This is a genomic window from Yersinia frederiksenii ATCC 33641, assembly GCF_000754805.1.
In the GTDB taxonomy this organism is placed as follows: Bacteria; Pseudomonadota; Gammaproteobacteria; order Enterobacterales; family Enterobacteriaceae; genus Yersinia; species Yersinia frederiksenii.
Window position 1 is genome coordinate 2,253,974 of the sequence record NZ_KN150731.1, and the last position, 20,358, is coordinate 2,274,331.

Consider the following 20,358-nt stretch of genomic DNA (forward strand, 5'->3'; position numbering starts at 1 on the left):
ATCCCCTTGATGACTAGGGCGCCCTATGGCGCCCTTTGTTTACTACTGTATTACTGATGCCCGCGTTCGGGACATTAATATCCATAACAGCGAAAACATCAGTAAAGCGTATAAACTTTTCCAACCAATCATGACCAGCAATACACAACACAGAATACTGCCAATCACTGACATCACCCGCGAACGCCCACTTAACAAGCGAATCCCCGCCAACATGCACAACAAATAAATCAGTACAAAAATACCATTGGCATAAACAATCAATAGGTCCAATGGCAAAGATAGCCAGTAAATCAGCAGCGCGAAGGCCAGACAACTGCCAACCACCGCGGTGAGTGCATTCACCGGTGTCTTCCCGACGGAGAGCTGTGCCAACTTACTTTGCGGGCGAATCTGAGCTTGCGACCACACCATACGAGCGAAACTTTGAGTATAAATATTAACGCTGGCAAAGCAGGCTAAATAGCCAATAATGCAGGCTACCCACAGCGCATGCGCACCAAAGAGTTGCACCACAATCCCCGGTAATGAAGCAGCGGCGGCCTGCTGTTCGCCATAAGCGTGGAAATGTAACACAGCCACGGTACATCCCCAGTAAACTGCGCCGGCCACCAGAAGCCCAACTATTAGGGCGCGGGGGAAATCACGTTCAGGATGACGAAATTCTGTTGCCAGATGCGCGAAGGCTTCCAGTCCCACAAAGCACCAGAACATCACAGCCAGTGCACTAAACATATTTGGCGGGGAGATATCTTGTAATTTCGGCCAAGGTATCTGTGATGGGTGAATATCCCCCTGCCACCAGATTGCCACCACCAGCGCGATAACCAGCAACGCAATTAAGGTTTGCACATTGGCACTGGACCCTGCACTGCGGGTTCCCAGTAGCCAAATGACCAGCAGGGTCACCAGTTGCACCATCAAAAGCCCGGAATCACTCCAGCCAAAAGTCGCTTGCCAAAAACCGGCGGCAATTTGTAACGCGGCCGGTAAACCCACGGGGATGACGGATAAAAATAGCCAGCCAGTGACTTTCCCAAGTTTAGGTCCAAAGGCCATAGTAACGAAATGAGCCGCGCCCCCCGCACTGGGGAAGTGGCGACCTAAAGCGGCAAAAGCGATAGCAATAGGAAAAACCAGCACAATCAATACCGGCCAGGCCCACAGGCTGTCGTCACCTGCCAGCATTGCCGCCAAAGCGGGGACGGCAAAGACACCGGTCCCTAGCAGTGAGGTGGACAGTAACCCGACTCCTTGTGCGAGGCTTAACTCCTGTTTTAGTCCCACTTCACCGCCTTTTTCTATACCTAATCTAATACCCAAAGCCATTGGAGTGGCAGGTAGCCAGCAAGCAAATACATCCCGATGAGCTTACTCAAGTAAGTTATTCGGGTAAGTGCACGCAGCTAACGCCCCTGCAACTTCAAGGCCGAAGGATATCTAGCCGCGGCCATTCTTGATTGACTGAATAATATTAGTGGTAGAAACACCATCTTCAAAATTCAGTACTTTAACTTCACCACCTGCGGCCCAAACCTCTGCGCTACCTGCAATCTCATCAGGTTTATAATCGCCGCCTTTCACCAGCAGATCCGGTAAAATATCAGCAATTAAGCGCTGTGGTGTATCTTCTTCAAATGGCACGACCCAATCCACGGCTTCCAATGCACCCAAGACAATCATGCGCTGATCCAGTGGATTCACCGGGCGTTTTTCACCTTTTAAGCGTTTGGTCGATGCGTCGCTGTTAACCGCGACAATCAGACGATCGCCCAACTTGCGGGCATTAGCTAAGTAGGAAACATGACCGGCATGCAGAATGTCAAAGATACCGTTAGTCATCACCACTTTTTCGCCGCGCTGACGGGCCTGCATTACCGCTTTTTTCAGCTGCTGCTCATCCATCACGCCGAAACCGGTCTCTGCACGGCCACGGATAGCATTTTCCAGCTCAATTGGCGATACCGTTGAGGTACCCAATTTGCCGACCACAACGCCAGCAGCAGCATTCGCCAAGAAGCATGACTCTTCAAGGGTATTTCCCGCCGCCAATGCAGCCGCCAGCACACCAATCACCGTGTCGCCAGCCCCGGTCACATCAAATACTTCCTGGGCCTGAGTGGGTAAATGTAATGGTGGTTTACCCGGCTGAAGCAGAGTCATCCCCTGTTCGGAGCGAGTCACCAGCAAGGCTGAAAGTTCAAAATCAGCCACCAGTTTCATACCACGGCTAACTAACTCTTCTTCGTTCTTACAGTGGCCCACCACCGCTTCAAACTCAGATAGATTAGGTGTCAGCAGGGTCGCACCGCGATAACGCTCAAAATCGCTGCCTTTAGGATCGATAAGAACTGGAACGTTTGCTTTACGGGCCAACTGGATCATCGGCTGCACGCTGTTGAGCGCACCTTTGGCGTAGTCGGACAGTACCAGAGCGCCAATCTGCGGCAGCGCTTGTTGGATGCGCTCAAAGATAGGCTGCGGATCGACACCGTCAAAACCTTCTTCAAAATCCAGGCGGATCAGCTGTTGGTTACGGGACAGTACCCGTAATTTGGTAATAGTCGGGTGAGTCGGTACCGAAACAAAATCACAGCGCACCTGAACTTCATTCAGCTTGCTGGTCAATGCTCGCGCGGCATCATCAATACCGGTCAACCCAACTAAACGGGAAATAGCGCCAAGGGAGGCGATGTTCATCGCCACGTTAGCAGCACCACCGGGACGTTCTTCGATGGTATCAACTTTCACGACCGGCACCGGTGCTTCTGGTGAAATTCGGCTGGTTGGGCCATACCAATAACGGTCTAACATGACATCACCAACGACTAATACACCGGCGCGGCGAAAATCAGGCAGCGTGACTTTCATACGTTAGCCCCCCAAAGTGAACTGTTATTAACCCCGAAAACACACATCCCTTCGCTCCAATTTTGTGTTTGTACTACCCAATAGATTTCAAGTTGCCGCCAACACCTCTGCGACTTGAAAGATGATGGGTATATATGGTGCTGGATAATATCACAGACACCTTATATCCCATTAATAACTGGAATTTATACGCTCGTTGGCGCAGCAACCAGCCATTTACGCCAACTGGCGGCCACTTGTGCTCTTTCTGTGATAAAGCTATCAACCGGGACTTTGCTTGACTGCTCCTGCAGTGCCAGATGATGAATTTCATCACGCATGGTGACATAAGCACGTGTTAATGCTGCGGCCTCCTCCGGCGCCATAATGTCGTAATTGGCCATGAGCTCAAAAATTCGTACATTATCAGACCAACGGGTCAAACGTGGTTCAGTGGAGGCATAGCGCAATACCAGATACTGTGCGATAAACTCAATATCGGTTATCCCACCTTCATCTGCTTTGATATCAAAGATATCACGCTGTTTACTGCCCAAATGAGTGCGCATTTTCTCGCGCATTTCGCGCACTTCTTGCTGCAATTGCGAGGCCTCATGAGGGCGGCAAAGAATTTGCTGGCGGATAGCATCAAATTGTTGGTGCAGTGCCGGGTCGCCATAGACAATGCGGGCACGAACCAGCGCCTGATGCTCCCAAGTCCAGGCTTCATTCTGCTGATAATCGGCGAAAGCTTCGATGGTACTGACCAACATGCCAGCTTCACCGGATGGCCGTAGCCGTGCATCGACCTCATACAAAATGCCCGATGAAGTGCGGGTACTGAATAAATGCATGACGCGCTGCGCTAGACGTAAATAGAACTGGCGGCCATCAATACTGCGCTCACCGTCAGTCATCACATCCAGTGGGCAATCGAGTAGGAATACTAAATCCAGATCTGAGCTATAGCCCAGTTCCCAACCGCCCAGTTTGCCATAACCAATCACCGCAAAACCACGGCCCTCGCGCTGTTGCAAATGGCTCGGCTGACCATAGCGAGCCACCATCTGCCCCCAAGCTTGTTGGATAACCGCATCAATGATGGCTTCAGCCAAGTAAGTTAAGTGATCACTCACTTTCATTACCGGCAGAGCCTCGGTGATATCACCGGCAGCAATACGCAATTGTTGGGCTTGTTTAAACTGGCGTAAAGCCTCCAGTTGCTGCTCTTCGTCGTCTTCAGGCACCCGTAGCAAATATTGACGCAATTCATCGCGGTAAGCGCCGGGTTCCAATGGCTGATAAAACGATTGTGGATCAAGTAACTCATCCAATAACAGTGGGTAACGAGCCAGTTGGCTGGCGACCATCGGAGAGGCTGAGCACAAGCGGATAACATGTTTTAGCGCCGCATGGTACTCCACCAGCAATTCCAAATAAGTAGTGCGAGTGACAATACTCAGCAGTAATTGAATCAAGCGACTAAGGGCAACATTGGCATCTGGACGTGGACACACTTCGGCAAACAACCTTGGCATCAGTTGATCCAGGACCTCACGACCACGCGGACCAATGGTGCGTTTATCGACGTCGTGGCGGAAATCATTCACAGTGGTCAGCAACTGACCGCGAGCAGTTTCGTCTAAGTGCGGCGTCAGTGGTGCTAAATCTCCCTCTTCCAAAGCATCCTGCCACAGACTTTTATACAAACCATGGCAAGGATCTTCGCCGATATCCGGGGTATCGTCGCCAATTAGATCATCAAAAACCACCCGCACAGCCTGCATATGCTGCTCTAAAGCACTATTCATGGCCGCCCAGTCGGCATACCCCATGCCCCAAGCCAATCGGGCCTGATTCAGCGCATCACTGGGTAAGGTCTGGGTTTGCTCATCACCAATGGCTTGCAGTAGATTTTCTAAACGGCGCAAAAACAGGTAGCTACCACTGAGATCATTCACCTGCGCTTCGGGCAGCAAACCCAAATCTGCCACGGCCTGCAAGGTCGGCAACAAAGCGCGCTGTTGTAAGCGAGGTTCACGACCACCACGAATAAGCTGGAAAACTTGCGTGATAAATTCTATTTCACGAATCCCGCCAGCACCCAGTTTGATATTGTCTTTCAAGCCGCGACGCCGAACTTCACGCGCAATCATCCCTTTCATATTGCGCAGCGATTGGATCACACTGAAATCGATATAGCGCCGGAAGACAAAAGGCCGCAAAGTCTGGCGTAACTCTTTGCTGTAGTGGTCTTCAGCACCGCCCATCAGGCGAGCCTTAACCATGGCATAACGCTCCCAGTCACGCCCCTGCTCTTGGTAATAATCCTCCAGCGCAGCGAAACTCAAGACCAAGGGGCCGCTATCGCCAAATGGACGTAGCCGCATATCCACCCGATAGACAAAACCGTCTATCGTTTGCTGGTCCAGCGCCTTAATGAGCCGCTGCCCTAAGCGCGTGAAAAACTGGGCATTATCGAATTGCCGGCGTCCCCCCTGAGTCTGGCCGTTTTCCGGGTAAGCAAAAATCAGATCGATATCTGACGAGAAATTAAGCTCACCGCCACCTAATTTCCCCATACCTAAAATCAGCAGCGGCTGCGGCTCACCCAGGCTATTACTCGGAGTACCAAACTCCCGGCAACAAGCCTGATATAGCCAGTCGCGCGCGGCAATAATCAAGCTTTCAGCCAACCAACTTAGCTGCTGCAATGTATCCGTCGTGGTGCTGGTTTGTAGCGCCTGTGACCAAGCGATACGTACCATCACTCGGCGGCGAAACAGCCGCAAAGCCGCTAATAACGCGGCTTCGTCTGGCACGTCAGCCAGCGCCTGGCTTAACCATTGGGGATAAAATTGCCACTCATCGGGTTGCGGCGGTTGCTGATGCAACTCGTCCAGCCATTCAGGGTGAATCAGTAACATGTCACTGACAAAATCACTCAGCGCTAATACCGCAATATCTTCTTCACGCAAACTCGGTGGAGCCGGTAACTCACAAAAACGCTGTTGGACATTCTGCGCCTGATGCTGTAATTCCGAAGAGAGTGGCAACATATCAAATTCCCTTAACGAGCAGAGCCATTACGCCAAAAAGCGGGCTGAGATAAGGCTTCCTTGCGGGCGGTATCACGCCAGTGCCCTTGACGTTCCATAATGGCCTGCTGCAAACCAAACCAGCCATCAATGTATGGATGCCATTCATTCTGTGGATAGAAGCCAGATAGCAATTGGAAAGACATAATCTGCCGATTTAAACGCGGAAGCTGTGCCAGGTAGCCATCATCATCCAGATTGTGAGCAAAAGCCTCTTTCAAGTCAGCAGCACTGCGGCTCAGCATAATGTCGCAGAAACGCTTAAATGAGCCATCGAATTTGGCCTGTGCTTTGGCATCCATAAATGGTCGCCAGCCAGAGGTAACCAGCCACGATGTGAGCACTAACTTACATTTCAGATAATCGGCGCTGTAACAGAGCAACTCGGCATTGGCATTTTTCGGCTCTAACTGTGGCTCCAATGCAATCAACAAAGCCCGTAATTCGGTACTGGCTTTGCGTGGTACCAAGCCACCAAAAATAGCCAATGACTGGCGTATCATTGCTAATGCTTCAATAATCATTGCCTTGGCCGCAGACTCACCGCGCAACCATAACTCCTCATGGTATTGCCAGTGATCCAATGCCATTTCCAGCCCGGCGACCATTCCCTGCTCTACCGTCGATTTTGGCGCTGGCTGCAATACCAATACTGGACGCAATTCACGTGGTGGATTGCCTTGCGCTAAATGATAACCACGAGCCGCTTTACTCAAATTCCCCTGACGTAACCCGCCGATTGGTGCCAATTCAGCCGCCAGTGCCAGTAAATCTGCCTGATTGCCTTGTTTTAGCTCCAGCTCGATTTCACTCAGTGGCTCCAACAGATCGACAGCTTTATCTGCACTGTTAGACGAAATTGTTCCTTGGTCGAGAGCAAGCTCTATCTCACTCTCACCGTAAGTAATTACCCACTTCTCACGCGTGAAATCCGTGCGGAACAGAGGATGTAATTCTGCTTGTAGCGCCTCAATATTCCAGCCTTCAGGCCAGATATCGGCAGGGAAACGCGCCAGATCTAATTTGTCGCTATCAATATCGACATTATATTCAGGCCGTTTATGTAAACCGCCAACTACTTTACCGCCGGTTTTCACCGTCATTTCATAACGACCATCATAGCCACGAATACGTAGGCCAATGTCATGTTGGCGCAAACGGTTATCCGCCGTTTCAAAGTAGATATTGGTCAATGTTTGTGGGGCTGAATGCTGGTTGTGCCAAGCGGTAATTCGCTCCGGCAAAGCAGCAATGGCCGCAGGAGTAGCAATAAATTTTAATTCTATTTCAACGGTCATAATTTCATTCACACCGGTATGTTGCGAGATTACGGGCATTATGCCTCTTTCGCGATGATTTGCCTGTTTTACACAGATAAGCTCGCGTGGCAGCCCCAAGTCAAACCCTATTTTAACCTGTTTTGACAGGTCTACCCTAAGGCTTCATAAGACAAATTTTCACCGCGGTAAAAATGAGCAATAAAATGGCTAAAGCCGCGCTGGCTATGAGAGTAAGATAGTTCTCATTCCGGTTTATGCGTTGCGTCGGCAAACTGAACACACTACTATCGTCACATATATTCACTCATAAATGACTCTCTAATGCAGAAATTACGCCTAATTTGCCTCGCCATGCTAAGTCTCACTCTTTCTCTGAGCGCTTACGCAGAAGAAAAACGCTACATCTCTGATGAGCTGGATACCTACGTTCATAGCGGCCCCGGTAACCAATACCGTATTGTCGGTACGCTAAAAGGTGGGGATGAAGTTACCCTGATAAGCGTTAATGACGACACAAATTATGGTCAAATTCGCGATAGTAAGGGTAAAACAACGTGGATTCCGTTGGATCAACTGAGTGAAACTCCTAGTTTGCGTGTTCGAGTACCTGACCTTGAGCAGCAGGTCAAAACACTGACCGACAAACTGGCTAATATCGATAATAGCTGGAATCAGCGCACCGCAGAAATGCAGCAAAAAGTGGCAGCCAGCGACAGCGTTATCTCCGAACTACAAAAAGAGAATGAGTCCCTGAAAAACCAGTTAGTGGTTGCTCAGAAAAAAGTCAGCGCAGTGAATCTGCAATTGGATGACAAACAGCGCACTATTATTCTGCAATGGTTTATGTACGGCGGCGGTGTCGCGGGCATTGGCTTGCTGTTGGGTCTGATACTGCCTCATCTGATCCCTAGCCGTAAAAAGAATAACCGCTGGATGAACTGATATCCGCGTTATGTAAAGAATTAATTATAGGCCGCCTCTCGGCGGCCTTTTAGTCAGTCTGTTCCCCTCGCCCAACTATACTGAACTGACTGCTGGTAATTTTGACGGCCAGTTATAGAATCGTCGCCATCCTAGCTTTTAGCTTTAGCGCTATAACATCAAAAATGAAGGGTTTACATGGAGATTTATCTGGTTGGCGGTGCCGTCCGCGATAGCTTATTAAACCTGCCAGTTACTGAACAGGATTGGGTCGTTGTAGGTGCGACGCCAGAACAACTGCTGGCACAAGGCTACCAACAAGTGGGTAAAGATTTCCCGGTATTTCTTCACCCTGTTAGCCATGAAGAGTACGCACTGGCGCGTACCGAACGTAAATCGGGCCAAGGTTATACCGGTTTTACTTGCTACGCCGCACCCGATGTAACATTGGAAGAAGACTTACTGCGCCGTGATTTAACCATCAATGCGATTGCCCGCAGCAGTAATGGCGAGCTATTCGATCCTCACCATGGCCAACAAGACTTAACAAATCGAGTGTTACGCCATGTCTCTGACGCTTTTGGTGAAGATCCACTCCGTGTGCTGCGAGTTGCGCGTTTCGCAGCTCGTTTTGCTCATTTGGGTTTCACTATCGCCCCAGAGACGCAATCGCTGATGGCAGCAATGGCTGAGAGTGGTGAGCTTTCTGCGTTAACGCCAGAACGGGTCTGGAAAGAAACCGAGAAAGCACTGAAAACACAAAGCCCGCAGATCTATTTTCATGTATTACGTGATTGTGGCGCATTGGCAGTGTTATTCCCAGAGATTGAGCGCTTGTTTGGTGTTCCGGCCCCGGAAAAATGGCATCCGGAAATTGATACAGGCATTCACACATTGATGACACTGGCTATTGCCGCCCAACTCAGCCCTGACGTTGACGTGCGTTTTGCCGCACTTTGCCATGATTTGGGCAAGGGTTTAACACCGAAAGAGTTTTGGCCTCACCACCATGGACATGGCCCGACGGGAGTCAAATTAGTCGAGCAATTATGCCAGCGCTTACGCGTACCGAATCCGGTACGCGATTTAGCCAAACTGGTGGCGGAATACCATGATCTTATCCATACGGTGAATAAACTCCGCCCTGAAACTCTGCTTAAGCTATTTGATGCAATCGATGTGTGGCGCAAACCAGAGCGCCTTGAGCAGATGATTATGACCAGCGAAGCAGATGCCCGAGGCCGCACCGGTTTTGAAGAAAATCCTTATCCACAAGGCGATTATTTACGGGCTGCATTCCATATTGCGAACAGTGTATCGGTGCAGGAGGTCGTTGCCAGCGGGCTACAAGGCTTGGCAATTCGTGACGAACTGAAGCGCCGCCGTCAGTTGGCTTTGGCACAATGGAAGTCCACTCAAGAAGTGCTTCCACAATAAATCACTATCATACTGAAACAAAAAAGCCCTGAATAATCAGGGCTTTTTTGTAGCACTCGATGACTAAACCACTACATAAAGACCCAATACACCGCTGCCGCAACAACAAAGCGATAAATGGCGAAAGGCACAAAAGAGATGCGCTTAATCAGCGACAAGAAGGTTTTGATAGCAATCAGTGCGACGATAAATGCAGTGATAAACCCAACGGCAAACATCGGTAAATCGCCCAACGTCAGGAAATGCAGGCTTTTGTATAAATCTAATGCGCTGGCCCCAAGCATCATTGGAACTGCCAGAATAAAGGAGAATTCAGAGGCTGCGTAGCGATTTACCCCAACCAACATCCCGCCGGAAATAGTGGCTCCTGAGCGAGAGAAACCCGGCCACAATGCCAGGCACTGGAAGCAACCAATAGCAAAGGCTTGGCGGTAAGTAATATCATCCAGCCCTACAGCTTTCGGATTTTTAGGTTTAAACCACTCTGCGGCCAACAAGAGCAAGCCGCCAGCCACTAATGCATACATGACACTGTGCGGGTTAAATAACGATTTGATGACATCGTGGAATACCAATCCCAAGCCAACTGCCGGGATCATCGCCAGTAAAATATGGCCCAATGTCAGGTGACCACTGGTTTTTCCCTCGTGAGGGACTTTACCAAAATGGATGCCAATCAGGCCGAATAAGCGCCGCCAGAACACCACCACCACGGCCAGAATCGACCCTAACTGAATAATAACTTCAAAGGTTTTTGCTTTATCGCCGGTAAAGCCTAATAGCTCACCAACAATAATCATATGCCCAGTAGATGACACTGGCAGAAACTCAGTAAGCCCTTCCACCACACCCAAAACAAAAGCCACAAACAGCGAATACATATCCGTCATCTACGATACCCATGCCATGTAATAGAGATCATAAAAAAACGGCAGTGCTGAAAACTGTATCGATAGTGGCTAAAACAATATCGATAGTTAACAAAACAATGCCGTTTAAATTCAATATTAATTAATTTATCACGTCATACGATGCAATCAGACCACATTATTGGTTCAGGGTTGCAGTTTTATGTCACTACAGCGAAAAAATTATGCCATCAGTACTACGGTGAATCAGTTAGACCGTAAACCACGTTCAATCACCACGCCGACATTCCTAGCTTGGGCAACTGCACCCGGTTTGCTGACTTTAATCCGCACCCAAGGTGAATTAAAGCGCTGTAGTAATAGCTCGGCTATCTCTTCTGCTACCCGTTCCACCAATGCAAAACGCTGTGACTCTACGTGTTTTATGACGGCATCACTGATATCAGCATAGCTCAGGCAATCATTGACATCATCACTGACGGCCGCCTTACGATTATCCCAGCCCATTTCGATATCGAACACCAGCTTTTGCTGAATGGTCTGTTCCCAGTCATACACACCGATAGTGGTTATGACACTGAGTTCTTCAATAAATACGATGTCCATCACGTCATTCTCTGTTTTTGCGCCTGCCGGATACCACTTCCAGCCGAATATGCGTATTATCCACTGATGTTGCGATTAAAACGATCATTATTCAACAGGGCGGTGTTATGAGTGCTATCGCGCTTGGCATGATTATCTTCGCGTATTTGTGTGGCTCTATTTCCAGTGCAATCCTGGTATGCCGGGTTGCCAAGCTGCCAGATCCGCGTGAGCATGGCTCCGGTAATCCCGGTGCCACCAATGTACTGCGCATCGGTGGCCGCGCCGCAGCGGCAACAGTACTCATTTTCGATGTATTGAAAGGTATGTTGCCGGTTTGGATAGCTTATCTGCTGCACGTTTCGCCACTGTATCTTGGTCTGACCGCCATTGCAGCCTGTCTTGGCCATATTTACCCAGTATTTTTCCACTTTAAAGGGGGTAAAGGCGTCGCCACTGCATTTGGTGCCATCGCCCCTATTGGCTGGGATCTCACCGGTTTAATGACCGGTACTTGGTTACTGACAGTGTTATTGAGTGGTTATTCATCTTTAGGGGCCATTATTAGCGCCCTGATAGCCCCCTTCTATGTCTGGTGGTTCAAACCTCAATTTACCTTCCCGGTCGCCATGCTTTCCTGCCTGATTTTGATGCGCCACCACGATAATATCCAACGCTTATGGCGCGGCAAAGAAAGTAAAATCTGGGATAAACTCAGAAAGAAAAAACAGAAAACTCCAGCCGAAGAAGCCGCAGAATTGGAAGAGAAAGAAGATTAATTTTATTGGATGAGCTCGCAGCCTCTGCCAAATTCAGAATGGCTAAGCGAGCGCAAGGCAAGGTGCAAAGCAGTGAAAAACGCAGTGGACTTATAGTCCATGAGTATTTTGAATGACTGCGGCAACACAGCCGCAGCCCCGCTCAGCCTTTCTTATCAGACTTTCGGCAACTCACTCAAAGGCCAGCGCGGTCTTACCGACACAGCCAACTCGCTATTCACGCCGCTTTTCAACCGAATCAAACCTGCATAGGCGATCATCGCCCCATTATCGGTGCAAAATTCTGGTCGGGCATAAAATACTTCACCGCCGCGTTTTTGCATCATTTCTGCCAGTTTTGAGCGCAAGGTACGGTTAGCACTCACGCCGCCAGCAATGACCAAGCGCTTATAGCCGGTTTGATCCAGTGCTCGTTTGGATTTGATTGCCAAAGTATCAACCACCGCGTCTTCAAAGGCACGGGCGATATCTGCACGTGTCTGATCATCATCACCGTTGGCACGAATGGTATTCGCTGCAAAAGTTTTTAGGCCAGAAAAACTAAAATCCAGCCCTGGGCGGTCAGTCATTGGCCGTGGGAAAGTAAATCGCCCTGCGGTACCCTGCTGCGCCATACGCGACAACATTGGCCCTCCGGGATAATCCAGCCCTAACAATTTAGCTGTTTTATCAAAAGCTTCCCCAGCGGCATCATCAACCGACTCACCAAGCAATAGATACTCACCAATGCCCGTCACACTGATTAACTGTGTGTGACCACCGGAGACCAGCAGTGCAACAAACGGGAACTCTGGTGCATTATCTTCCAGCATGGGAGCCAACAAGTGGCCTTCCATATGATGAACCGGCACTGCAGGAACCCCCCAGGCAAAAGCTAATGCGCGACCAACAGTGGCCCCAACCAGCAATGCACCGACCAACCCTGGGCCTGCGGTATACGCCACACCATCAATGTCTTTGGCGCTCAGATTAGCTTCTTTCAATGCAGCCTGAATCAATGGCACAGTTTTGCGCACATGATCACGGGAAGCTAATTCAGGCACTACGCCACCATAATCAGCATGCAATTTAACCTGACTGTACAGTTGGTTAGCTAATAGACCGGTTTCATCGTCATACACTGCAATTCCGGTTTCATCGCAGGATGTTTCTATACCCAAAACTCGCATTACATTTCCCATCATTCACGTGCGGCCGACAGTTTAGCATAACCCAGTCGCGCGTCATGATTTCTGATCCTAAATTGAACGTAAAAGCGGCATTCAGGCACGTTGATAAGGTGAATGTTGTTGATAGTTTTCACATTTGAAAAGAATGTTGATAAATTCGCTCAATGGCTCTGTTTAGTATATAATCAGCGGCCGTCGCACTCTCGGCACCAACTTTCTTGTAAAGAACGGGGGCGACATCACAGGGGCGTGCCTGTTTCAATTTGCTGTGGTGCTTTACAAAGCAGCATCCATTGAAGTAAAATTCCGCACCATTTTGAGAAGGCTGGCGATTGGCCAGCAGCAAACCGATTTCTATTGAGGTGAGAGGCACATGCCGGTAATTAAAGTACGTGAAAACGAGCCGTTCGACGTAGCTCTTCGTCGTTTCAAACGTTCCTGCGAAAAAGCAGGTGTTTTAGCTGAAGTTCGTCGTCGTGAATTCTATGAAAAACCGACTACCGAACGTAAACGCGCTAAAGCTTCTGCTGTAAAACGTCACGCGAAGAAATTGGCTCGCGAAAACGCACGCCGCACTCGTCTGTATTAATTCTTCGGGGGTAACCCCACCGCGTAGTTTTTTATGTTCTAAGAACGCGCAGATCGAGTAGTTGCATACGAAGGCCGTGCTTTCCGAAAGGAATGCGCGGCTTGTTCTCGTTTATGGACTGACCGAATAGGGGCTTATGGCTGGACGAATTCCACGGGTATTTATCAATGACTTGCTGGCTCGCACCGACATCGTCGATCTTATCGATGCTCGGGTAAAGCTAAAGAAGCAAGGCAAAAATTATCACGCGTGCTGTCCGTTCCATCATGAGAAAACTCCCTCATTCACCGTTAATGGCGAAAAGCAGTTTTATCACTGTTTCGGCTGTGGTGCGCATGGTAATGCTGTTGATTTCTTGATGAATTACGATCGACTTGAATTTGTCGAAAGTATTGAGGAATTAGCCACTATGCACGGGCTGGAAGTGCCTTATGAGGCAGGAACCGGTACTACCCAGATAGAACGTCATCAGCGACAAAGTCTTTATCAATTGATGGAAAGCCTGAGTGCATTCTATCAACAGTCACTCAAGGGCCAGACAGCTAATCAGGCACGCGAATATCTTAAACATCGCGGTTTGAGTGAAGAAATCATCCAACACTTTGCTATCGGTTTTGCCCCCCCAGGTTGGGACAATGCCTTAAAACGTTTTGGTCGCGATGGTGAGAGCCGCACTGCGCTGAACGATGCTGGGATGTTGGTGACTAATGATACAGGGCGAACTTACGATCGTTTTCGTGAGCGCGTCATGTTCCCTATCCGCGATAAACGCGGGCGGGTTATCGCCTTTGGTGGGCGAATTCTGGGTGACGGAGTGCCAAAATACCTCAACTCCCCGGAAACAGAAATCTTTCATAAGGGCCGCCAGTTGTACGGCTTGTATGAAGCGCAAGTGAACCACCCTAACCCCACCCGACTACTGGTGGTTGAAGGTTATATGGATGTGGTGGCACTGGCGCAATTTGGTATCGATTATGCTGTTGCCTCACTGGGTACAGCCACGACCGCGGAACATATTCAATTATTATTCCGCGCGACGGATAACGTAATTTGTTGTTATGACGGAGATCGGGCCGGTAGAGATGCAGCTTGGCGCGCATTAGAGACGGCTCTGCCCTATCTAAATGATGGGCGTCAGCTACGCTTTATGTTTTTGCCCGATGGCGAAGACCCGGACACTCTGGTACGTAAAGAAGGGAAAGATGCATTCGAACGGCGGATGGAGGAGGCGCAGCCACTCTCAACTTTCTTGTTCGAAACATTGATGCCGCAGGTTGATTTGAGTAGCCCAGACGGGCGCGCCAAACTCAGCACGCTGGCTCTCCCTCTGATAAGCCAAGTACCAGGTGAAACTTTGCGTCTTTACCTACGCCAACAGCTAGGTAACAAGTTAGGTTTGCTCGATGACAGCCAGCTTGACAAGCTGATGCCGAAACAGGCTGAAAACATAAATAGCTACCAGCCGCCCCAGCTAAAACGCACAACCATGCGTATACTTATAGGGCTACTGGTACAAAACCCGCAACTGGCGACACTTATCCCCTCATTGCAGGGTGTAGAGCAAGCCAAGTTAGCCGGTTTACCGTTATTTATTGAGTTGGTTGAGACGTGTTTAGCCCAGCCGGGGCTGACAACCGGTCAGTTATTGGAACTGTATCGTGATAATAAATTCAGCCAACAGCTTGAAACTCTCGCAACATGGAACCACATGATTGTTGAGGACATGGTCGAACAGACTTTTGTCGACACGCTAACCAGCCTGTATGACTCCATATTGGAGCAACGTCAGGAAACACTAATAGCGCGTGATCGTACACATGGATTAAACGCCGAAGAACGTAAAGAGCTTTGGTCTTTGAATCTGGCTTTAGCCAGAAAAAAATGAAATACCTAACGGCTTAAGTGCCGATAAATGTGGGGGCGAATCCCCACAATATGCCGTCATAGCGGGCAGCGGCGACAAAAAAACAGCCCCAAATGCTATTGTTGGCGGTTTCGCCGACCGACACCAACCCAAATACTCTGAAGTGTGGATACCGTCTTATGGAGCAAAACCCGCAGTCACAGCTGAAGCTACTTGTCACCCGTGGTAAGGAGCAAGGCTATCTGACCTATGCTGAGGTCAATGACCATCTGCCGGAAGATATCGTCGATTCCGATCAGATCGAAGACATCATCCAGATGATTAATGACATGGGCATACAGGTGCTGGAAGAAGCGCCTGATGCCGATGATTTAATGCTGGCCGAGAACACCACTGATACCGACGATGACGCGGCTGAAGCTGCTGCACAGGTGTTGTCCAGTGTTGAATCCGAAATCGGGCGTACTACCGACCCGGTGCGTATGTATATGCGCGAAATGGGTACCGTTGAGCTATTGACGCGTGAAGGCGAGATTGATATTGCCAAACGTATCGAAGACGGCATCAATCAGGTGCAGTGCTCTGTTGCTGAATACCCTGAAGCGATTACTTATCTGTTAGAGCAATATGATCGCGTCGAAGCGGGTGAATCTCGTTTATCTGATTTGATCACCGGCTTTGTTGATCCAAACGCCGAAGAAGATATTGCGCCGACAGCAACTCACGTTGGTTCTGAATTATCCACTGAAGAGATGGATGATGATGACGACGAAGATGAAGACGACGACGAAGAAGAAGACGATAACAGTATCGATCCAGAGCTGGCACGTCAGAAATTCAGCGAATTGCGTGAGCAGTATGAAAATGCGCGCCTGGAAATCAAGAAAAACGGCCGCAGCCATGCAAATGCTGCAGCTGAGATTCTGAAACTTTCTGAAGTGTTCAAGCAGTTCCGCCTGGTACCGAAGCAGTTTGACTATCTGGTCAATAACATGCGTGCCATGATGGACCGAGTTCGTACTCAAGAACGTATCATCATGAAACTGTGTGTTGAACAGTGCAAAATGCCGAAGAAAAACTTCGTGACTCTGTTTGCTAGCAATGAAACCAGCGATACCTGGTTTGCAGCCGCAATTGCCATGGGTAAACCATGGTCGGAAAAACTGAAAGATGTATCGGATGATGTTCAACGCAGCTTGCAGAAACTGCGCCAGATCGAAGAAGAAACCGGTCTGACAATTGAGCAAGTAAAAGACATCAACCGTCGAATGTCTATCGGTGAAGCGAAAGCGCGTCGTGCCAAGAAAGAAATGGTTGAAGCTAACCTGCGTCTGGTTATCTCTATTGCGAAAAAATACACCAACCGTGGCCTGCAATTCCTTGATTTAATTCAGGAAGGCAACATCGGTTTGATGAAAGCAGTAGATAAATTCGAATACCGTCGTGGTTATAAGTTCTCAACGTATGCCACTTGGTGGATTCGTCAGGCCATCACCCGCTCTATCGCGGATCAGGCACGCACCATCCGTATTCCGGTGCATATGATTGAGACGATTAACAAACTCAACCGTATCTCACGCCAGATGCTGCAAGAGATGGGCCGTGAGCCAACACCAGAAGAGCTGGCTGAACGTATGCTGATGCCGGAAGACAAGATTCGTAAAGTGCTGAAGATTGCGAAAGAGCCGATCTCAATGGAAACCCCGATTGGTGATGATGAAGATTCACATCTGGGCGATTTCATTGAAGATACCACTCTGGAGCTGCCGCTAGACTCTGCAACCTCTGAGAGCCTGCGTTCTGCCACTCACGACGTGTTAGCTGGCCTGACAGCGCGTGAAGCGAAAGTTCTACGTATGCGCTTTGGTATCGATATGAACACTGACCACACGTTGGAAGAAGTGGGTAAACAGTTCGACGTAACCCGTGAGCGTATCCGTCAGATCGAAGCTAAGGCATTACGTAAACTGCGCCATCCAAGCCGCTCTGAAGTGCTGCGCAGCTTCCTTGACGATTAATCGTCAGTTGCGGTGATAAGCACACAAAAAACCCCGGCATGCCGGGGTTTTTCTTTTTAGCCAAGTCGCCAGCATTTAGCTAATATCCGTGCGGTCCAACCTGCCATGTCCGTAAAAAACCTTAATTTTGCACATAAAACACCCATCTGATTCTTCAGCTCTAGACCGCAGGATAAAAACTACCGTATAATCAGCGCCCAAGTCTGGCCCCTTAGCTCAGTTGGTTAGAGCACGCGACTCATAATCGCTTGGTCACTGGTTCAAGTCCAGTAGGGGCCACCAAATTTAGTCAGGAGTTAGATGAGCAATCGTCTGACTCCTTTTTATTTAGTTTGAATGACCCACAATGCTCTCTGCAGGATAAAAACCATAAAAAGAGGTGCCGCTCTCACTGGCACCCCAATCGTCATAGAAGAATAATAGGTTTAAGGATAGAGCTTATATTTCTCGCGTAGTTTTAAATAATTATCAATACCGGGCTGCCAGTTAGATTCCAGGTAATTCACTGTTTCATCTATGGATAATTTCCTTTCTGTTGCTTCTTCCATTAATTTAACCAGATTGCGTGTACCCGTTAATTTAGCGAGCCATAGCGGGCGGATTAAAAAGTACTCCTCCTGATAATCCAGATAATCTGCTTCCTTCTGTGGCGAGATAACCATTGGATAGCCCGCATCTTTAAATTTGAACCACCATTCGACAAAATAACGTATCGTCGGTTGCATATCGGTCATCTCAGTTGCCGAAAATCTCTCGCCACAGACCTCTTTACCGGCTTGCGGCCATCCTGTTTTCTGCTGTTTAATATCAACGTCATAGCAGGTATTGATATAAAACTTCTTGGATGGAAACCCCAATTGTTCAAAAGGATGGTCTGACCCTCGGCCCATATTGACACTGGTGGCTTCAAATATTCCTAAAGAAGGATAAAGATGAATAGCCAGGTCACTGCGTAAATTTGGAGAAGGTCTTACCGGCAATGAATAAGGTGACTCATGGGTATAATTCCCCATGGCAATAACCGTCAAATCCTTTGGCGGAAACTGATAAGCTTTGACGCCAACAGCTTTCCAACTGGCATCATCGAAATGTGTTAACCAGCCCTCATTGACTATCATCTGGGCAAATTCTCCCGACGTCAGTCCATGCACCATAGGCACAGGATGCATCCCTATACCTGAGATATTCTCTTCTGCAAGAATAGGTCCATAGACATAATTACCGAGTGGGTTAGGCCTGTCGAACACCATAAATTGTTTATGGTACTTTTGCAGGCTTTCCAGCATATGATGCATGGATATGGTATAGGTAAAATAGCGGACACCAACATCCTGCAAATCATAAATAACGATATCGACATCAGATAATTGAGTCTCGGTCGGATGTGCTCGCACCCGCCCATCTTTATCCCGCCCATACAAAGAAATAATAGGGAGGCCACTCTGCTTATCAATATGATTATCATCACCTAGCCCAGCATCTACATTTCCGCGTATACCATGCTCAACGGAAAATAACGTTGTTACAGTAAAATGGAATTTATCCTGCTCAGATAACAGTTTGTCGATGGTATGACGCCCTTCTCTGTTAATAGAACTTTGGTTTACCATTAAGCCCACTCGCTTATTTTTAAGCTGCGGCCCATAAACATTTTCCTGATCGACACCTAAAATAATTTTTTGCGATACTTCAGCATAACTGGCATTGACCATAAAAAATGAATACAGACATAATAATATTTTCAGGAAATATCTCATTCCTTATCTCTCACTATTAAATGAATGAATACTCTGATACAACTTACTTGGTATCAGAAGTTATGCCTTAATTCCACTGCCCAGAACCAAAAGTTGTTGCTGGTCTTATTGTTATTTGTCCATGTTTGCTCTGGACGGTAATAGGTATCTGCAAATATTGAAGTCTGCTTTGTCAGCGGATAGAGTACCTGTAAACCATAGCGGCTACGATTTTTTTCCTTATACAGGGTTTCATGATTATTTGAGTCACGGAAACTCTGGGTCCCCTTGACCAGAGCCAAACGTGTATAAGGCATAAGTAGCAAGCCACTGTCGAATTTATAACGATAAATACCCCATAAGAAATGCTCTTTGTTATACAGAGTATTAACCAATTGCTCATCAATATATAAATAGTTTAGCCAGAGTGAATTCTTCTGGTTAAAGGTGAAATTTGCACCCGCAAAATGCTCATTGATTTGGCTCCAGTCTCGTTTATATACACCATAGTTCCCTTTTGCACGGGCATAATCCAACTTACGGTCGATCAAACGAAATGATAAGCTAGCATTAAAACTCAGGTTTTCTGAGTATTTATAGTATGCCTGTGGCCTAATCCAGATCTCATGTCGCTCTTCACCTTTGCGGATATCTCCCTTATATTCTGGTTCAGCTAGGGCTGGATTATTAATTGATGCAAAATGCCAGTTATCATTACGATAACCAAAGCGTAATTTTGTATTACCGCTCTTACCATCATAGGTGAAAGGAAAGGTTCTGGTTACTCCTGCCTGCCAACGTGTACGGTCATACTCTGGATTATTATCCAAATATGTTTTTAAGAACTGAACATCATATAGCCATAGTGATTCATTCTGGTAAATATAGGCACCGACATAAGGCGATGTTGCCATACTTCCTTTAATAAACTTCCAGCTTTCATCACTGTCTATTTCTTGTTCTGCACCTATATAGGTGTCAAAATTCCACGTTTTTTGTTTTAATTTATCTTGTGCTACTTTTTTTTCTTGTTCTATCTGCTGGATTCGTTTATTTAATTTAATAATTTCCTGATCATAATCAGTTTCAAACTCATCTGCAAATACAGGCATGCACATCGTTATGGCGCTAAATACCACAAGTCCTTTTACTATATTCATTTT

Annotated in this window: 15 protein-coding genes and 1 tRNA gene; 7 read left to right on the forward strand and 9 right to left on the reverse strand. The window is 48.0% G+C overall.

All coding sequences use genetic code 11. The features are described 5' to 3' along the window. Positions 1-42: 42 nt before the first annotated feature. The 4 genes from yjeH to DJ58_RS11710 all read right to left on the reverse strand — a co-directional run bounded on the left by yjeH (position 43) and on the right by DJ58_RS11710 (position 7,246). The gene (gene yjeH / locus DJ58_RS11725) at positions 43-1,329 is read right to left on the reverse strand and encodes an L-methionine/branched-chain amino acid transporter (protein WP_004709779.1); all 1,287 of its coding nucleotides are present in this window, start codon (positions 1,327-1,329) and stop codon (positions 43-45) included. A gap of 111 nt (positions 1,330-1,440) precedes the next feature. After that, positions 1,441-2,871: a bifunctional D-glycero-beta-D-manno-heptose-7-phosphate kinase/D-glycero-beta-D-manno-heptose 1-phosphate adenylyltransferase HldE gene (gene hldE, locus DJ58_RS11720; RefSeq protein ID WP_004709780.1), complete on the reverse strand. Its 1,431-nt coding sequence runs from the start codon at positions 2,869-2,871 to the stop codon at positions 1,441-1,443. Between the two features lie 185 nt (positions 2,872-3,056). Next, on the reverse strand, positions 3,057-5,909 hold the full coding sequence (glnE, locus tag DJ58_RS11715) for a bifunctional [glutamate--ammonia ligase]-adenylyl-L-tyrosine phosphorylase/[glutamate--ammonia-ligase] adenylyltransferase (protein ID WP_004709782.1): 2,853 nt from the start codon (positions 5,907-5,909) through the stop codon (positions 3,057-3,059). Positions 5,910-5,920: 11 nt separating this feature from the next. Beyond that, positions 5,921-7,246 (reverse strand): CYTH domain-containing protein, encoded by a 1,326-nt coding sequence (locus DJ58_RS11710; protein WP_032911268.1) that lies wholly within the window; start codon positions 7,244-7,246, stop codon positions 5,921-5,923. A gap of 303 nt (positions 7,247-7,549) precedes the next feature. On the opposite strand from DJ58_RS11710, the gene DJ58_RS11705 reads away from it, so the two are divergent. Together DJ58_RS11705 and DJ58_RS11700 are read left to right on the forward strand one after the other, a co-directional pair. After that, positions 7,550-8,170, forward strand: coding sequence for a TIGR04211 family SH3 domain-containing protein (locus tag DJ58_RS11705; protein ID WP_004709786.1), 621 nt, complete (start codon positions 7,550-7,552; stop codon positions 8,168-8,170). A 177-nt stretch (positions 8,171-8,347) separates the two neighbouring features. Then, the gene (locus DJ58_RS11700; RefSeq protein WP_004709787.1) at positions 8,348-9,586 is read left to right on the forward strand and encodes a multifunctional CCA addition/repair protein; all 1,239 of its coding nucleotides are present in this window, start codon (positions 8,348-8,350) and stop codon (positions 9,584-9,586) included. Between the two features lie 71 nt (positions 9,587-9,657). Here DJ58_RS11700 and bacA read toward each other — a convergent pair whose 3' ends face one another. Then, positions 9,658-10,476, reverse strand: coding sequence for an undecaprenyl-diphosphate phosphatase (bacA, locus tag DJ58_RS11695; protein WP_004709789.1), 819 nt, complete (start codon positions 10,474-10,476; stop codon positions 9,658-9,660). A 225-nt stretch (positions 10,477-10,701) separates the two neighbouring features. After that, positions 10,702-11,061: a bifunctional dihydroneopterin aldolase/7,8-dihydroneopterin epimerase gene (gene folB / locus DJ58_RS11690; protein ID WP_004709790.1), complete on the reverse strand. Its 360-nt coding sequence runs from the start codon at positions 11,059-11,061 to the stop codon at positions 10,702-10,704. A 107-nt stretch (positions 11,062-11,168) separates the two neighbouring features. Here folB and plsY point away from each other — a divergent pair, with 107 nt between their 5' ends. Beyond that, positions 11,169-11,819 carry a glycerol-3-phosphate 1-O-acyltransferase PlsY gene (plsY, locus tag DJ58_RS11685; protein WP_032911234.1) on the forward strand — a complete coding sequence of 217 codons (651 nt, stop codon included), beginning with the start codon at positions 11,169-11,171 and terminating at the stop codon, positions 11,817-11,819. Positions 11,820-11,974: 155 nt separating this feature from the next. Here the strand turns inward: plsY and tsaD are convergent, their stop codons facing one another. Next, on the reverse strand, positions 11,975-12,988 hold the full coding sequence (tsaD, locus tag DJ58_RS11680) for a tRNA (adenosine(37)-N6)-threonylcarbamoyltransferase complex transferase subunit TsaD (protein ID WP_004709794.1): 1,014 nt from the start codon (positions 12,986-12,988) through the stop codon (positions 11,975-11,977). 373 nt (positions 12,989-13,361) lie between these two features. On the opposite strand from tsaD, the gene rpsU reads away from it, so the two are divergent. From rpsU to DJ58_RS11660, 4 genes are all read left to right on the forward strand, one after another. Then, positions 13,362-13,577, forward strand: a complete 216-nt coding sequence (gene rpsU, locus DJ58_RS11675) for a 30S ribosomal protein S21 (protein WP_001144069.1) — start codon at positions 13,362-13,364, stop codon at positions 13,575-13,577. A gap of 136 nt (positions 13,578-13,713) precedes the next feature. Then, the gene (gene dnaG / locus DJ58_RS11670) at positions 13,714-15,462 is read left to right on the forward strand and encodes a DNA primase (RefSeq protein WP_004709796.1); all 1,749 of its coding nucleotides are present in this window, start codon (positions 13,714-13,716) and stop codon (positions 15,460-15,462) included. A 158-nt stretch (positions 15,463-15,620) separates the two neighbouring features. Further along, a complete protein-coding gene (rpoD, locus tag DJ58_RS11665; RefSeq protein ID WP_004709799.1) occupies positions 15,621-17,459 on the forward strand; it encodes an RNA polymerase sigma factor RpoD in 1,839 nt (612 codons plus the stop codon). Between the two features lie 205 nt (positions 17,460-17,664). After that, positions 17,665-17,741 (forward strand) — tRNA-Ile (locus DJ58_RS11660). A gap of 143 nt (positions 17,742-17,884) precedes the next feature. Here the strand turns inward: DJ58_RS11660 and DJ58_RS11655 are convergent. Both DJ58_RS11655 and DJ58_RS11650 read right to left on the reverse strand, forming a co-directional pair. Beyond that, on the reverse strand, positions 17,885-19,216 hold the full coding sequence (locus DJ58_RS11655; RefSeq protein ID WP_004709801.1) for an exo-beta-N-acetylmuramidase NamZ family protein: 1,332 nt from the start codon (positions 19,214-19,216) through the stop codon (positions 17,885-17,887). 53 nt (positions 19,217-19,269) lie between these two features. Next, on the reverse strand, positions 19,270-20,355 hold the full coding sequence (locus DJ58_RS11650; protein WP_032911237.1) for a hypothetical protein: 1,086 nt from the start codon (positions 20,353-20,355) through the stop codon (positions 19,270-19,272). Positions 20,356-20,358 lie beyond the last annotated feature (3 nt).

Bases quoted from the DNA above. Each gene is read 5' to 3' on its own strand.
- yjeH (WP_004709779.1), bottom strand. From the start codon at position 1,329: ATGGCTTTGGGTATTAGATTAGGTATAGAAAAAGGCGGTGAAGTGGGA.
- hldE (WP_004709780.1), bottom strand. From the start codon at position 2,871: ATGAAAGTCACGCTGCCTGATTTTCGCCGCGCCGGTGTATTAGTCGTT.
- glnE (WP_004709782.1), bottom strand. From the start codon at position 5,909: ATGTTGCCACTCTCTTCGGAATTACAGCATCAGGCGCAGAATGTCCAA.
- DJ58_RS11710 (WP_032911268.1), bottom strand. From the start codon at position 7,246: ATGACCGTTGAAATAGAATTAAAATTTATTGCTACTCCTGCGGCCATT.
- DJ58_RS11705 (WP_004709786.1), top strand. From the start codon at position 7,550: ATGCAGAAATTACGCCTAATTTGCCTCGCCATGCTAAGTCTCACTCTT.
- DJ58_RS11700 (WP_004709787.1), top strand. From the start codon at position 8,348: ATGGAGATTTATCTGGTTGGCGGTGCCGTCCGCGATAGCTTATTAAAC.
- bacA (WP_004709789.1), bottom strand. From the start codon at position 10,476: ATGACGGATATGTATTCGCTGTTTGTGGCTTTTGTTTTGGGTGTGGTG.
- folB (WP_004709790.1), bottom strand. From the start codon at position 11,061: ATGGACATCGTATTTATTGAAGAACTCAGTGTCATAACCACTATCGGT.
- plsY (WP_032911234.1), top strand. From the start codon at position 11,169: ATGAGTGCTATCGCGCTTGGCATGATTATCTTCGCGTATTTGTGTGGC.
- tsaD (WP_004709794.1), bottom strand. From the start codon at position 12,988: ATGCGAGTTTTGGGTATAGAAACATCCTGCGATGAAACCGGAATTGCA.
- rpsU (WP_001144069.1), top strand. From the start codon at position 13,362: ATGCCGGTAATTAAAGTACGTGAAAACGAGCCGTTCGACGTAGCTCTT.
- dnaG (WP_004709796.1), top strand. From the start codon at position 13,714: ATGGCTGGACGAATTCCACGGGTATTTATCAATGACTTGCTGGCTCGC.
- rpoD (WP_004709799.1), top strand. From the start codon at position 15,621: ATGGAGCAAAACCCGCAGTCACAGCTGAAGCTACTTGTCACCCGTGGT.
- DJ58_RS11655 (WP_004709801.1), bottom strand. From the start codon at position 19,216: ATGAGATATTTCCTGAAAATATTATTATGTCTGTATTCATTTTTTATG.
- DJ58_RS11650 (WP_032911237.1), bottom strand. From the start codon at position 20,355: ATGAATATAGTAAAAGGACTTGTGGTATTTAGCGCCATAACGATGTGC.